The organism is Kitasatospora sp. NPDC047058, from assembly GCF_040643935.1.
In the GTDB taxonomy this organism is placed as follows: Bacteria; Actinomycetota; Actinomycetes; order Streptomycetales; family Streptomycetaceae; genus Kitasatospora.
This window is the reverse complement of the sequence record NZ_JBEYVJ010000003.1, coordinates 1-12,754: the sequence shown is the minus strand read 5'-3', so window position 1 is coordinate 12,754 and position 12,754 is coordinate 1. Positions and strand designations below refer to the sequence as shown.

Below are 12,754 nucleotides of genomic sequence, written 5' to 3'. Positions count from 1 at the left end.
TTCGGTGCGCGCCACCCCGCCGCACATTCCGCGGCAATCCCGCCGGACATTCCTGCGGGGCCGATCCTGAAAAGGGGAAGAACATGACCACCGCCACCCGCGACGAACGCCTCGAGACCATCAAGGAAATCGTCTGCGACATTCTCGAGATCGAGGAGGACGAGGTGACCGAGACCAGCCTTTTCAAGGAGGACCACGACGCCGACTCGCTCCGCGCGATCGAGATCCTGGCCGCGCTGGAGAAGGCCTTCGGCGTCGTCATCAACCAGAGCGAGCTGCCCCGCATGGTCAACCTCAAGGGCGTCTACGAGGTCGTGTCGGAGCCGGCCGGCTGGTAGGCCGGACGACGCTGCGACGGATGGGGAGGTTGCCATGACGGCGGCAGAGAGCAGCACCGGCCGCACCCGGCCGGGGCGGCACCGGGTGGTTCTCACCGGGCTCGGGGTGGTGTCCAGCATCGGACTCGGCGTTCAGGAGTTCCTCCGGGGGCTCCGCGAAGGCCGCAGCGGTGCCCGGCCCATCTCGGTGTTCGACACCGAGGGCTTCGCCCACGCGAACGGATGCGAGATCACGGGCTTCGACCCGAGGGACTGGATCAGCACGCTGGACGTCGAACAGCTCGGCCGGGCCGCGCAGTTCTCGACCGCGGCGGCCCGGATGGCCCTGGAGGACTCGGGTCTCGACCTGACGCTGCTGCGCGGCCGGCGCGGGCTGATCTCCATCGGCACCACCGACGGCGAGAGCTACGACCTCGACCAGCTGGTCGAACGCGAACTCGCCGAGGGAACGGGCACGTTCGACCCGACGGCCGCCCGGCGGGTGCCGGCCGGACGGCTGTCGGTCGCCATCGCCCAGGAGCTGGGCCTGACCGACGTGGAGGCGCTGACCATCCCGACCGCCTGCTCGGCCGGCAACTACGCCATCGGCTACGGCTTCGACGCCGTCAGCTCCGGTGAGGCGGAGTTCGCCTTCTGCGGCGGCGCGGACGCGATGTGCCGCAAGACCTTCACCGGCTTCTACCGGCTGGGCACCATCGCCCCGGACCGCTGCCAGCCCTTCGACACCGACCGCAAGGGCATCCTCACCGGCGAGGGCGCGGGCGTGCTCGTCCTGGAGCGGCTGGACTCGGCGCTGGAGCGCGGCGCCACCGTCTACGCCGAGGTGCTCGGCTACGGGCTCAACTGCGACGCCCACCACCAGGTGGCGCCCGACCGGGACAGCGTCGCCGAACTGATGCGGCTGGCCCTGGACAACGCCGGCGTCAAACCGCACGAGGTAGACCTCATCTCCGCGCACGGCACCGGCACCAAGGCCAACGACATCACCGAGGCGGGCGCCATCCGCCAGGTCTTCGGCGACACCCCGCCGCGCACCGTCTCGATGAAGTCGATGCTCGGCCACAGCATGGGCGCCGCCAGCGCGCTCGGTGCGATCGGCTGCGCCCTGGCCATCCAGAACCGCTTCATCCCGCCCACCATCAACCATGTCACCACCGACCCCGAGTGCGACGTCGACTGCGTGCCCAACCAGGCCGTCGAGGCCGACCTGCGGATCGTCCAGAACAACGGTCTCGCCTTCGGGGGCAACAACGCCGCGGTCCTGCTCGGCCGGTACGACGCAATCAAGGAGGCGTCATGACGATCCGCCCGATCATCGGGATGGGTGCCGTCGCCGCCACCGGCTCAGGTGTCGGTGAGCTCTTCGAGAACCTGTGCGCGGGCGTCAGCGGCCGCGCCGGGCTGCGCGGCTTCGACCGTACGAGGTTCCGGGCGCAGTACGCGTACGAGGTCGACGACCGCCCGGCACCCGGCGTGGACGTCGCCGGGCGGGCCTCCCGGCTGCTGCACGAGGCGATCGCCCAGGCGGCCGCCGACGCCGGCCTGGGCGAGGACCTCTCCGGCATCCCGATCCTGGTCGGCACCGGCCTGCGCGAACTGCGCTCGCTGGAGCTGTGGTGGCGCGACGGCTCGCCGTTCGCCGACTCCGGGCTGCACTTCGGGACCGGCCTGAAGGAACGGTTCAACGCCGACGTCACGCACACCTTCTCCAACGCCTGCTCGGCCTCGCTGTACGCGCTCGCGCTCGGCAGCGACCTGCTCGACCAGGAGGGCGAGGACGCCCCCGACACCGTCATCGTGGCCGGTGTCGACGTCCTCACCGAATCGATGTACGGACTGCTGGAGCGCGTCCACCCGACGCCCCCGGACCGGGTCCGGCCGTTCGACCGCAACCGCACCGGCGTCCTGATGGGCGACGGCGCCGCCGCGATCGTGCTGCGCCGCACCGAGGACGGCGCCCCCCGGGTGCACGGCCGGCTGCGCGGGGTCGCCGTCAACTGCGACGCGTACCACGTGACCGCGCCCTCCCCGGAGGGCATCGCCGAGGCCATGCGCGCTGCTCACAGCCTGGCCGGGGTCAAGCCCGCCGACGTGGACCTGGTGATGCTGCACGGCACCGGCACCCTCCTCAACGACGAGGCGGAGGCCGCCGCGCTCGCCGCCGTCCTCGGGGACGACGCCTCGGCGCCGCTGATGACGGCCGTGAAGTCGATGACCGGGCACACCTCCGGCGCGTCCGGCCTGATCAACCTGATCATCGGCGTGCAGGCCCTCGACGAGGGACGGGTGCCGCCGACCGTCGGCCTGGACGAGCCGGTCGAGGAGGCCGCGCCGTTCCGCTTCGTCACCGGGCGGGCGGCCGCCGACCCGTCGCTGCGGGTGGCGCAGCTCAACGCCTTCGGATTCGGCGGGATCAACGCCGTCGCCATTGTGGAGGGGACCTGATGAACACCGACACCACCGTGGTGGTCACCGGCGCCGCCGTACTGCTGCCCGGCGCCGACTCGGTCCGGGCCCTGGCCGACGGCCCCGCCCCCGGCGGCGCCCCCGTCGACCCGGCGGCCCACGTCGGCCGGAAGGGCCTGCGCTACAAGGACCGGGCCACCCAGCTCGGCTACGCGCTGACCGCCGCCGCACTGCGCGACGCCGGGCTGCTCGGCGCCGACGAGAAGGAGGGCATCACCGTGCCCGCCGCCAGCATCGGCGTGGTCGCCAGCTCCAATTTTGGCAACCTGGACACCGTCGCCCGGGCGCTGGACACCCTGCGCGAGGAGACCGTCACGGCCACCTCGCCGATGGACCTGCCGAACGCCTCCAGCAACGTCATCGCCTCCTCGGCGGCGATCCGGTACGGGCTGCGCGGCCCCAACCTGATGGTCTGCAACGGCGAGACCTCCGGTCTGGACGCCGTCCACTGGGCGGCCACCCTGATCACCGCCGGCCGGGCCGGGCGCGTCCTCGTCCTCGGCGTCGAACCGGACAACGAGGTGGTGCGCCGGCTGCTCGGCGGCGAGCGCGCCGTGGACGGCGGGGCGGCCCTGGTGGTGGAGTCCCGGGCGGCCGCCGCCGCCCGCTCCGCGACCGTCCGCGCCGTGCTCGGCGGGTACCGGCGCGGTGCGGGCGAGGCCGCCGCGCGCGGCCGCCGCTGGGAGCTGCCGGCCCACCTCGGCCGGGCCTCCGGGGCGGCCGGCCTGCTCCAGGTCGCCGCCGCCGTCGGCTTCTTCGACGCCGGCGAGCCGGGCCCGGTCCAGGCCGTCACCGGCACCGCGGACGGCGACGCCCGCGCCGACCTGCTCCTGCTCGCCCCCGAAGCCGCGTGAACGGCGCGGCGGACCCCGGGGTCACCGGCGGGCCGGACCTCCGTCCGGTCTCGGTCGAACAGCGCACCGGGGGCCGCGGACCGCGCGTCCTGCTGCTGCACGGCCTGGCCGCCAACGACACCGTCTGGGACCTCGCGCTCCCCGCACTGCCCGCGGACCACCAGCTGTGGACCGCCCGGCTGCCCTGGCGCACCGAGACCATCGCCGACTTCCACGGCGGGCACGAGGAGCCCGGCCTGCGCGACCGGCTCGCCGAGGCGCTGCAGGCGGTGCCCGGCGGCGCCGAGGTGGTGGTCGCCCACTCGATGGCGGCCAACGTCCTGCTCGACCTGCTCGACCAGGAGCTCAAGGCGGGCGTCGACGCGCCGCGCCGGTACGGCATCCGCGCCCTGGTGCTGGTCTCCCCGTTCTACCGGAGCCGGGCCGACCAGTTCGACTGGGACACCATCAGCTACTACCTGAACGACTTCCACCTGATCATGGAGGAAGGGCTCAGGGCGCACTCCGGCGGCCGGCTCTCCGCCGACCTGCGCCAGGCCATGGGCGAACGGGTCCGCGACCGGGTCGGGCCGTACGGCTGGTTCCGGTTCTTCGACCTGTACCTGCGCACGCCCGCCCTGGCGACCGCCCGGCTCGGCCTGCCCACCCTGGTCCTGGCCGGCGAGACCGACTTCGCCGCCCGCCCCGAGGAGGGCGTGGCGCTGGCCGCGGCCCTGCCCGACGCGCGGTGCCTGGTCCTGCCCGGCAGCGGGCACTTCCCGATGCTCGACACGGCGGAGCGGTTCGCCGCCGCGGTCGCCGACTTCGTCCACACCGTCCCCGGCCTGTCCCCCCAGCGCGGGCGGGCCCTCCCCGAAGCCCTGGAGCTCCAGCGATGACCCTCGTCACGGACACCGCCGTCAAGGCGCTGCTGACCACGACCACCACCACCCAGGTCCGGCCCCGCTACGAGGGCTCCAACATCTGCACCTGGATCGGGTTCAAGCACGTCAACTACCTCGTCGAGGAGGCCGTGCTGGACCACTTCCGGCAGAGCGCCCTGCCGGCCCGCGCGCTCTACGAGGAGCACGGCCTCGGCCTCGACCTCGTCTCCATCGACACCCGCATCCTGCACGCCTTCCACATGGACGACCTCGCCACGGCCGAGGTCGCGCCGTGGACCAAGGACGCGGACGGCACGATCGGCCTCAAGGTCACCATCCGGATCGAGCGCGGCGGCGAGATCCTCAAGGCCGTCACCTCCAAGGTCCGGGTCTCGCTGCGGATCGACACCTACCTGGAGGCGGCCGGCACCGTGCCGGAGCAGCTCGCCCGCTTCGCCGTCGCCCTCCTCGGCGACGACCTGGAGCGCGAGCCGGCCACCGCCGCGCCCGCCGAGGAGGAGATCCTCGCCGCGCTGACCGCGGGGCGGAACGCGTACGCCTGGAAGTGGAACATCCCGTACCCGTACTGCCACTTCACCGAGCGCATCCAGATGTCCGGCTACCTGCGGCTGATGGAGGAGGGCAAGGACCGCTTCGTCGCGGACCGCGGCATCTCCATCAAGACCCTGCTGGACGACCGCAAGTGGATCCCGGTCGTGCCGCGCTCCGACATCCGCGTCCTCGACGAGGCGCTGATGGAGGAGGACCTCTACACGGTCTACACCGTCGAGGAGGTCTTCAAGGACTTCACCTACACCTCGCGGATGGACTTCTACGTGCTGCGCGGGGGCGAGCTGGTCAAGACCGCCACCGGCCGCATCGTGCACGGCTACGCGGTGATCGGGAACCGTCGCGACTGGAGCCTGGTCAGCTTCGACCAGCGCGTCCTCGACGCGGTCAACGGAGTCCCGGCGGCGTGAACGAGCTGGGGGTACCCCCGGCCGACGGCTGGGGAACGGCGAACATGGTGAGCGAGGCCTGGGAGGGCGCCTCGCCGCGCCTGCTGCTCATCGAGAGCCAGGGCCGCGTCGCGACGGACGCCGGCTTCCGGCGCGACGCGGTCACCCAGGTGCTCACCGGGCAGTCGGCGCTCCTCTTCCTGGTCCAGGACGGGGTGGTGCTCGCCGTCCCGGGCAGCGACAGCGACCTGGACCGGTTCCAGGAGCAGGGCGGGGTCCTCGCCGCGGACAGCTTCTCGCTCGCCCAGCACGGCCTGGACACGGCCGCCCTGCGGCCCGAGCTCCGGGTGGTCGGGATGGACGTGGTGGCGGGCTGGATCCTCGATCCGGCCGTCCGGGTGGTGTGGCACTGAGGTGGCCAGGCAGATTCCGCACACGGACGTGCTCGTCACCCTGATGGGCGCTCCCCACGCATCGGACCAGGTCACCACCGCCCTGCGGCTGACCCAGGCGCTCCTGGAGCGCGGTGCCACCGTACAGGTGTGGACCTGCGGCTACGCGACGCTGATCACCCAGCGCCCGCTCGGCGCGGACAAGCCGCGCAACCTCACCGACTGGAACCGGGACTACCCCTCGCTGGTCACCCTCGCCGAGGAACTGCTGACCGCCTACCCGGACCGGCTGTACTGGTACGGCTGCCGGTTCTGCAGCGACGACCGCGGCGCGGTGGACCACCTCCCGCAGGTGGTGCTCCGCCCGCCCGCCGGGTACGCGGCCAACGTCGCCGCCGCCGACAAGACCCTGCTGCTGGGGGTGATCTGATGGACGGCCGCACGCTGGCCATCGTGGAGCGCGGCTACCGCGGCGCGCTCGACAAGCAGTTCTTCGACGAGCTGTACCTCGCCACCGAGCTGCACCGCCAGCTCGGCGGGCTCGACATCCTGCTGCGCGGCTCGGCCGTCTCCTACGCCCTGGACGCCGGCCCGGTGCCGTCGCTGCGGATCGGCAACCGCACGGTGGACACCCTCACCGACCCCCGGCAGGGGCTGCGCACGCTGCTCGACGCAGGCGTGCGCGTCCTGGTCGAGGAGCCCGACATCGCGGCGCTGGGCTCGCCGCGGCCGGTGATCGAGGGCGTCGAACTCGCCCCGCCGGGCGCGACCGCCGCCCGCTGGAGCGGCTACCGGATGGTCGTCTTCCTCTGAACCACCGCTGACCGCCCGGAACGTCGCACCACACCCGAGAACCGCCAACCCCGAACCGCCACAATCCCGAACCGGAAGGACATGGTGACGGTCATGACCACCCTCACCACGGGCGCCGGACGCCCCGTGATCACCGCCTGGTCGGCCGTGTCGCCGTACGGCATCGGCCGGGCCGCCTTCGCCGAGGGCCTGCGCGAGCGCCGCGGCACCGTCACCGGGCTGGGCCCCGAGCACGGCACCACCCCCGACGGGACCGGCCACGTCGTCCCCGGCTTCGCCGTCCGCGAGGTGCTCGGCAAGAAGGGCACCCGCTCGATGGACCGGGTCACCGGCCTCGCCGTCACCGCCGTCGGCGCGCTGCTGGACGACGGACCGCGCAACCGCGCCGTCGGCACCGGCGAGGGCGCCGCGTTCGCGCTCGGCACCACCACCGGCAGCGCCCAGTCGATGATGGACTTCACCCGCGACTCGCTCACCGGCGAGCAGCCCTTCTTCGTCGACCCGGCGCGCTTCCCCAACACCGTGATGAACTGCGCGGCCGGCCAGAGCGCCATCTGGTACCAGCTCAAGGGCCCCAACGCCACCATCGCCGGCGGCCGCACGGCCGGCCTGCACGCGCTCAACTACTCGCGCCGGCTGCTCGGTTCCGGCCGCGCCCGGACCGTCCTGTGCGGCGCCGCCGAGGAGTTCAGCCCGGCCCGCGCCTGGCTGGAGCACCACAGCGGCGAGCCCGGCGGCGACGGCGCCCCCGCGCTCGGCGAGGGCTGCGCCATGCTGCTGGTCGAACCGTACGCCCCGGAGGACCGGGACCAGCCGGTCCTGGCCGAACTCCTCGCCGTGGAGCTGCGGGTCGTCCTGGACGGCGGCACCGGCCCGGCGCTCGCCGCCGCGCTGCGCGCCGCCCTGGACCGGGCCGGCGTCGAGCCCGGGCGGGTGGCCGCCGTCGCCCGCTCCGGCGCGCCCGGCCGCGAGGGCCGGAGCGAGGCCGACGCCGTCCGGGAGGTGCTCGGGACGGCGGAGTACGCCGACCTGACGCTCACCGGGCTGATCGGCGACACCGGGGCGGCCGCGGCCGCCTTCCAGGCCACCGCCCTGCTGTCGTACGCCGCGGACCGGCCCGCCGAGGCGGCCGGCCGGATCGGCGTGATCACCTCCGTGGACCGCACCGGCACCGTCGGCTGCGCCCTGCTCGGCCTGCGCTGAGCCCCCGGGCCCCCGCCGGGCCCGCCGAACCCCACCGAAAGGCAGAACACCCGTGCTGGACAAGGAAGAACTGCGCGCCGTGGTGGCGCAGGTGCTGGACGTCGACACCGCCGAGGTCACCGACCACGCGCGCTTCGTCGACGACCTGGAGGTCGACTCCCTGATGGCGCTCGAAGTCGTGGTCGTGCTGGAGAAGAAGTACGGCATCAAACTGCCGGAGTCGGACCTCAAGCAGATCACCACCCTGCAGAACGCCCACGACGTCCTGCTCGACCGGCTCGCCGCGGCGAGCGCGGCCTGATGCCCGCCGCCGCCCCGCTGCGCGGCGCGGTCGAGGTGCTGCCCGCCGAGGACGAGCTGCACACCGCGGCCCGCTTCCGCGTCGACGGGACCGAGACCGTGCTGCCCGGCCACTACCCGGGCTTCCCGATCTTCCCCGGCGTCTGCCTGGTCGAGTGCACCCACCAGGGCGCCCTCGCCACCCTGCCGGCCACCGCCAAGGGCAACGAGCTGGCCGCCGTGGAGTCCACCCGGTTCACCGGGCCGGTCTTCCCCGGCGACCAGGTGGAGATCGCCATGGAGTGGAAGCAGACCCCGGCCGGTGCCTGGCAGTGCCGGGCCAGGCTGAGCACCGGGCGCGGGCCGGCCGCGAGCGTCCGGCTCCGCTACGGCCGGCCCGCCCCCGCCCCGGAGGCGGCCCCGGCCGGGGAGGCGGCGGCATGATCGGCCAGCAGGAGATCCGGGCCCGGCTGCCGCACCGCTTCCCGATGCTGCTGGTGGACCGCGTCGTGCACCTCGTCCCCGGCGAACGGCTGACCGCGCTCAAGGCGGTCACCTGCAACGAGCCGTGGTACGAGCGGCTCGGCCCGGACACCCCGGACGAGGACTTCGGTTACCCCCGCTCGCTGCTGGTGGAGTCCTGGTGCCAGTCGGCCGGCGTCCTGGCCACCTGGGACGACCCCAACCCGGACGTGCTGACCGGACGGGTGATGCTGTTCGGCGGCATGACCGGCGTCGAGTTCCACCGCCCGGTGCTGCCCGGCGAGGTGCTGGAGCACCTGGTCCGGCTGGACCGCAAGGTCGACGACACCCTGCTGTTCGAGGGCGAGACCCGGTCGGCCGGCGAGACCGTGATGACCGTCGGCCGGATCGTCATGGCCTTCCGCCCGGCCGCGGCACTGCGCCCGGCCACCGTCTGAGGAGAGATCACATGGGGGACACCACCCACCGGGTGGCGCTGGTCACCGGCGGCTCGCGCGGCATCGGCCGGGCCACCGTCCGGGCGCTGGCCCGCGACGGCTTCGACGTCGCGTTCTGCTACCGCTCGGACGACGAGGCGGCCCGCACCCTGGAGAAGACCGGCCAGGAGCACGGCGTGCGCGTCGTCGGCAGCCGGGTCGACGTCGCCGACGGCGCCGCGGTCCGGGCCTGGATCGAGGCCACCGAGGAGCTGCTCGGCCCGGTCGACGCGGCGGTGACCGCGGCCGGCATCACCCGCGACAACCCGCTCGTCCTGATGGAGGACGAGCAGTGGCGCCAGGTCATCGACACCAACCTGGACGGCGTCTACCACGTCTGCCGCGCGGTGGTGTTCGGCATGATGAAGCGCCGCGGCGGCGCCGTCGTCAACATCTCCTCGGTCGCCGGGGTCTACGGCCACGGCACGCAGACCAACTACTCGGCCTCCAAGGCCGGGATCATCGGCTTCACCCGGGCCCTGGCCAAGGAGACCGGCCGGGCCGGCATCCGGGTCAACGCCGTCGCCCCGGGGTTCATCGAGACCGACATGGTCGCCGCGATGAACGACAAGGCCCGCAAGGAGGCGCTCTCCTCGATCCCGCTGCGCCGGATGGGCACCGCGGAGGAGGTCGCCGACCTGGTCGCCTACCTGGTCTCGGACAAGGCCGCGTACATCACCGGCGCGGTGCTCCAGATCGACGGCGGCATCACCATCTAGGGGTTGTCCGGCGGGCCCGCCCGTCCCCCCTTCGAAACGTCCAGGCCCTTCGAATCACGCCAAGAAACTGGAGACGGCGATGGCACGACGCGGACCGCGCTGGTACTTCTCCTTCCGGAGCCCCTACTCGTGGATGGCCTACCGGGACCTGGTGGACCACCACCCGGACGTGGCCGAGCGGATCGACTGGCTGCCGTTCTGGGAGCCGGACGAGCCGGCCCTGGACGAGCTGGAGCGCAGCAACATCACCCTGCCGTACGTCCCGATGTCCAAGGAGAAGCACCTCTACATCCTCCAGGACGTCCGGCGCCTGGCCCGGGCGCGGCAGCTGGAGATGGTGTGGCCGGTGGACCCGGCCCCCCGCTGGGCGGTCTCCCACCTCGCCTACCTCGCGGCCCGACGGCTCGGCGCCGGGCGGGAGTTCATCGCCGAGACGTACCGCACCCGGTGGGAGCGCGGCGAGGACATCTCCTCCCCCGACACCATGCGCAAGATCGGCGAGACGATCGGGCTGGACCCCGAGCTGCTGGCCGGCGCGCACGAGGACGCCGGGATCCGCGAACTGGGCATGGAGGCGCTCAACTCGCTGCACCGCGACGGGGTGTTCGGCGTCCCGTTCTTCATCTGCGGCTTCGACAAGTACTGGGGCGTCGACCGGCTGCCGGACTTCATCGAGCGCGTGGCCCCGTCCGCGTAGCCCCCGACCCCGACCGTCCACACCCTTCCACCGCCAAGGAGACCCGCCATGGCCAGCAACCCGTTCGAGAACGACGACGCCCGCTACCTGGTCCTCGTCAACGAGGAGAACCAGCACTCGCTCTGGCCCGCCTTCGCCGAGATCCCGGCCGGCTGGACCACCGCGTTCGGCGAGGACGGCCGCCGGGCCTGCCTCGACTACATCAACGAGAACTGGACCGACATGCGGCCGAAGTCCCTGGCCGACGCCATGGACGCGGTCGCCTGACACTCCCCACCGGGCGGGCGGGCAGCGGGCGTTGGCAGCAATCTGCAACGCCCGTTGCCCGTGCTCGGGCGCCGATGACAGCGTGGAAACCACGCAGCTTCCCAGAAAGCGATGCCGCTGATGACCCACTCCCTGGTGTGCCTTCCCTTCGCGGGGGGCGGCGCCGGTTTCTACCGGGCCTGGAAGAACCTCCCCGCACCCGCACCGCGCATAGTCCCGCTCCAACTGCCCGGCCGGGAGGAGCTGTTCCTCGACGAGCCGTTCACCGACGCCGCCACCGCGGCCGCCGCACTCGCGCCGAAGGTCGCCGAGCTGGCCGGGGGCGGGCCGGTCGCGCTGTTCGGGCACAGCCTGGGCGCCGTCCTGGCCTTCGAGCTCGCCCGGGTGCTGGAGCGGCAGCCGGAGAGCGGGCTCACCCACCTGTTCGTCAGCGGCTCGCCCGGCCCGTGGACCGGCCGCGGCAACCGCGCCACCGGCCTGGACGACGACGCCTTCCTCGCCCGGGTGCAGGAGTTCGCCGGCTACGAGCACGACGCGCTGGCCGACCCGGACATGCGCGAGCTGCTGCTGCCGATCCTGCGGGCGGACGTGGAGATGCACGAGAACTACCGGCCCGGCTCCGACGAGCCGCTGCACACCCCGGTCACCTCGCTGCGCGCCACCGGGGACACCCTGGTAACCCGTGCCGAGGCCGAGGAGTGGCGGCAGGCCACCACCGCCGCGTTCCGGCTGGTGGAGCCGGCCGGCGGGCACATGTACCTGGCCGACTCGCCGCTGCCGGTGGTCGAGGCCGTCACCGCCGCGCTGGCCGCCCCCGCGGGCCGGGCGTCGTGACCGGCGTGGTGGGCGGCGCCGCCGCGGGCGGCCGGCTCGCGGGCAGGACCGCCGTGGTCACCGGTGCGGCGCGCGGCCTCGGCCGCTCCTGCGCCGTCCGGTTCGCCGCCGAGGGCGCCGACCTGGTGCTGGTCGACGTGGCCGGCGATCTCGACGGCGTGCCGTACCCGCTGGGTTCGCGCGGCCAGCTGGACCACACCGCCGGGCTCTGCCGGGCGCACGGCGTGGCGGTGCACACCGTGGCCGCCGACGTCCGTGACCCGGCGGCGGTGGCCGAGGCCGCCGACCAGGCGCTGGAACGATTCGGCACCGTGGACGTCCTGCTCAACAACGCCGGCATCGCCGCGCCCTCCGGCAAGGCCGTCCACGAGATCGCCGAGGACGAGTGGGAGCTGATGATCGGCATCGACCTCACCGGCGCCTGGCGGATGACGAAGGCGATCGTCCCGGCCATGATCGAGCAGCGCTCCGGCAGCGTCATCAACGTCGCCTCCACCGCCGGCCTGGTCGGCTACCGGCACTTCGCCGGCTACGTCGCCGCCAAGCACGGCCTGATCGGCCTGACCAAGGCCGCCGCCCTCGACTACGCGCCGTTCCGGGTCCGGGTCAACGCGCTCTGCCCCGGCTCCGTCCGCGACGACCCGCTGCACGAGGGCCGGATGCTCGCCGAGATCGCCCGCTCGCTCGACGTCGCCGTCGACGAGCACGAGGAGATCTTCGTCCAGTCCCAGCCGATGAACGCGCTCATCGAGCCGCAGGACATCGCCGGCGCCGCGCTCTGGCTCGCCGGCGACGACTCCCGCCAGGTCACCGGGACCACCCTCACCGTCGACGGCGGCTTCAGCGCCCGCTGACCCGCCCCCGCTCCGCTCTCACGTACGTCAGGAGTCCGACCATGTCGAGAAGTCAGGCCGCGTCATGCCACAGCCTGGTGGTCCGGATGCCGGGCCCTGTCGATGCCGAGGAGCTGCGGCAGCGGCTGCACACCGCCGCCGCCGGGGCCCGCGCGGACCTGGCCGGTTTACGGTCCCGTTGTCAGCTTGCTGCCACAATTCCGGCCACCGTCGCACCCGCTGAGGCACTGTCCACTCCTTGCCAGTCGGCCGCGGGA

19 protein-coding genes are annotated in these 12,754 nt (G+C 73.4%); all 19 read left to right on the top strand.

Features of this window, described 5'->3' with window-relative positions; translation table 11 throughout:
• Nucleotides 1-83: 83 nt before the first annotated feature.
• Entirely contained in the window at nt 84-338 is a 255-nt protein-coding gene (locus ABZ885_RS00750; RefSeq protein WP_360181495.1) for an acyl carrier protein, read from the top strand.
• Between the two features lie 34 nt (nt 339-372).
• Nucleotides 373-1,638 carry a beta-ketoacyl-[acyl-carrier-protein] synthase family protein gene (locus ABZ885_RS00745; RefSeq protein ID WP_360181492.1) on the top strand — a complete coding sequence of 422 codons (1,266 nt, stop codon included), beginning with the start codon at nt 373-375 and terminating at the stop codon, nt 1,636-1,638.
• Nucleotides 1,635-2,783: a beta-ketoacyl synthase N-terminal-like domain-containing protein gene (locus ABZ885_RS00740; protein WP_360181489.1), complete on the top strand. Its 1,149-nt coding sequence runs from the start codon at nt 1,635-1,637 to the stop codon at nt 2,781-2,783. The genes ABZ885_RS00745 and ABZ885_RS00740 overlap by 4 nt, the downstream gene beginning before the upstream one ends.
• A complete protein-coding gene (locus tag ABZ885_RS00735; protein WP_360181486.1) occupies nt 2,783-3,658 on the top strand; it encodes a beta-ketoacyl synthase N-terminal-like domain-containing protein in 876 nt (291 codons plus the stop codon). Before ABZ885_RS00740 ends, ABZ885_RS00735 begins: the two co-directional genes overlap by 1 nt.
• Entirely contained in the window at nt 3,655-4,536 is an 882-nt protein-coding gene (locus tag ABZ885_RS00730; RefSeq protein ID WP_360181483.1) for an alpha/beta hydrolase, read from the top strand. The genes ABZ885_RS00735 and ABZ885_RS00730 overlap by 4 nt, the downstream gene beginning before the upstream one ends.
• Nucleotides 4,533-5,501: a hypothetical protein gene (locus ABZ885_RS00725; protein ID WP_360181480.1), complete on the top strand. Its 969-nt coding sequence runs from the start codon at nt 4,533-4,535 to the stop codon at nt 5,499-5,501. The genes ABZ885_RS00730 and ABZ885_RS00725 overlap by 4 nt, the downstream gene beginning before the upstream one ends.
• Complete coding sequence (locus tag ABZ885_RS00720; protein ID WP_360181477.1) at nt 5,498-5,893, top strand: hypothetical protein; 396 nt, start codon at nt 5,498-5,500, stop codon at nt 5,891-5,893. Before ABZ885_RS00725 ends, ABZ885_RS00720 begins: the two co-directional genes overlap by 4 nt.
• 1 nt (nt 5,894) lies before the next feature.
• Nucleotides 5,895-6,302, top strand: a complete 408-nt coding sequence (locus ABZ885_RS00715; RefSeq protein WP_360181474.1) for a hypothetical protein — start codon at nt 5,895-5,897, stop codon at nt 6,300-6,302.
• Complete coding sequence (locus ABZ885_RS00710; protein ID WP_360181471.1) at nt 6,302-6,685, top strand: hypothetical protein; 384 nt, start codon at nt 6,302-6,304, stop codon at nt 6,683-6,685. Before ABZ885_RS00715 ends, ABZ885_RS00710 begins: the two co-directional genes overlap by 1 nt.
• Before the next feature lie 93 nt (nt 6,686-6,778).
• On the top strand, nt 6,779-7,888 hold the full coding sequence (locus ABZ885_RS00705; protein ID WP_360181468.1) for a beta-ketoacyl synthase N-terminal-like domain-containing protein: 1,110 nt from the start codon (nt 6,779-6,781) through the stop codon (nt 7,886-7,888).
• Between the two features lie 52 nt (nt 7,889-7,940).
• Complete coding sequence (locus tag ABZ885_RS00700; protein ID WP_360181465.1) at nt 7,941-8,189, top strand: acyl carrier protein; 249 nt, start codon at nt 7,941-7,943, stop codon at nt 8,187-8,189.
• The gene (locus tag ABZ885_RS00695) at nt 8,189-8,611 is read left to right on the top strand and encodes a hypothetical protein (RefSeq protein ID WP_360181462.1); all 423 of its coding nucleotides are present in this window, start codon (nt 8,189-8,191) and stop codon (nt 8,609-8,611) included. Before ABZ885_RS00700 ends, ABZ885_RS00695 begins: the two co-directional genes overlap by 1 nt.
• Nucleotides 8,608-9,087 carry a beta-hydroxyacyl-ACP dehydratase gene (locus tag ABZ885_RS00690; RefSeq protein ID WP_360181459.1) on the top strand — a complete coding sequence of 160 codons (480 nt, stop codon included), beginning with the start codon at nt 8,608-8,610 and terminating at the stop codon, nt 9,085-9,087. Before ABZ885_RS00695 ends, ABZ885_RS00690 begins: the two co-directional genes overlap by 4 nt.
• 11 nt (nt 9,088-9,098) lie before the next feature.
• Nucleotides 9,099-9,845: a 3-oxoacyl-[acyl-carrier-protein] reductase gene (gene fabG / locus ABZ885_RS00685; RefSeq protein WP_360181456.1), complete on the top strand. Its 747-nt coding sequence runs from the start codon at nt 9,099-9,101 to the stop codon at nt 9,843-9,845.
• Between the two features lie 79 nt (nt 9,846-9,924).
• Nucleotides 9,925-10,542: a DsbA family protein gene (locus ABZ885_RS00680; RefSeq protein ID WP_360181453.1), complete on the top strand. Its 618-nt coding sequence runs from the start codon at nt 9,925-9,927 to the stop codon at nt 10,540-10,542.
• A 48-nt stretch (nt 10,543-10,590) separates the two neighbouring features.
• The gene (locus ABZ885_RS00675; protein ID WP_360181450.1) at nt 10,591-10,809 is read left to right on the top strand and encodes an MbtH family protein; all 219 of its coding nucleotides are present in this window, start codon (nt 10,591-10,593) and stop codon (nt 10,807-10,809) included.
• 111 nt (nt 10,810-10,920) lie between these two features.
• Nucleotides 10,921-11,643, top strand: coding sequence for an alpha/beta fold hydrolase (locus ABZ885_RS00670; RefSeq protein ID WP_360181447.1), 723 nt, complete (start codon nt 10,921-10,923; stop codon nt 11,641-11,643).
• Entirely contained in the window at nt 11,640-12,497 is an 858-nt protein-coding gene (locus ABZ885_RS00665) for an SDR family oxidoreductase (RefSeq protein WP_360181444.1), read from the top strand. The genes ABZ885_RS00670 and ABZ885_RS00665 overlap by 4 nt, the downstream gene beginning before the upstream one ends.
• Nucleotides 12,498-12,538: 41 nt before the next feature.
• On the top strand, nt 12,539-12,754 hold a 216-nt coding region (locus ABZ885_RS00660; protein ID WP_360181442.1), incomplete at its 3' end, for a hypothetical protein.

What these genes read in the sequence shown, in the direction of transcription:
- ABZ885_RS00695 (WP_360181462.1), top strand. Translation starts at nt 8,189, where the DNA reads ATGCCCGCCGCCGCCCCGCTGCGCGGCGCGGTCGAGGTGCTGCCCGCC.
- ABZ885_RS00705 (WP_360181468.1), top strand. Translation starts at nt 6,779, where the DNA reads ATGACCACCCTCACCACGGGCGCCGGACGCCCCGTGATCACCGCCTGG.
- ABZ885_RS00725 (WP_360181480.1), top strand. Translation starts at nt 4,533, where the DNA reads ATGACCCTCGTCACGGACACCGCCGTCAAGGCGCTGCTGACCACGACC.
- ABZ885_RS00675 (WP_360181450.1), top strand. Translation starts at nt 10,591, where the DNA reads ATGGCCAGCAACCCGTTCGAGAACGACGACGCCCGCTACCTGGTCCTC.
- ABZ885_RS00745 (WP_360181492.1), top strand. Translation starts at nt 373, where the DNA reads ATGACGGCGGCAGAGAGCAGCACCGGCCGCACCCGGCCGGGGCGGCAC.
- ABZ885_RS00670 (WP_360181447.1), top strand. Translation starts at nt 10,921, where the DNA reads ATGCCGCTGATGACCCACTCCCTGGTGTGCCTTCCCTTCGCGGGGGGC.
- ABZ885_RS00680 (WP_360181453.1), top strand. Translation starts at nt 9,925, where the DNA reads ATGGCACGACGCGGACCGCGCTGGTACTTCTCCTTCCGGAGCCCCTAC.
- ABZ885_RS00750 (WP_360181495.1), top strand. Translation starts at nt 84, where the DNA reads ATGACCACCGCCACCCGCGACGAACGCCTCGAGACCATCAAGGAAATC.
- ABZ885_RS00735 (WP_360181486.1), top strand. Translation starts at nt 2,783, where the DNA reads ATGAACACCGACACCACCGTGGTGGTCACCGGCGCCGCCGTACTGCTG.
- ABZ885_RS00740 (WP_360181489.1), top strand. Translation starts at nt 1,635, where the DNA reads ATGACGATCCGCCCGATCATCGGGATGGGTGCCGTCGCCGCCACCGGC.
- ABZ885_RS00710 (WP_360181471.1), top strand. Translation starts at nt 6,302, where the DNA reads ATGGACGGCCGCACGCTGGCCATCGTGGAGCGCGGCTACCGCGGCGCG.
- ABZ885_RS00690 (WP_360181459.1), top strand. Translation starts at nt 8,608, where the DNA reads ATGATCGGCCAGCAGGAGATCCGGGCCCGGCTGCCGCACCGCTTCCCG.
- fabG (WP_360181456.1), top strand. Translation starts at nt 9,099, where the DNA reads ATGGGGGACACCACCCACCGGGTGGCGCTGGTCACCGGCGGCTCGCGC.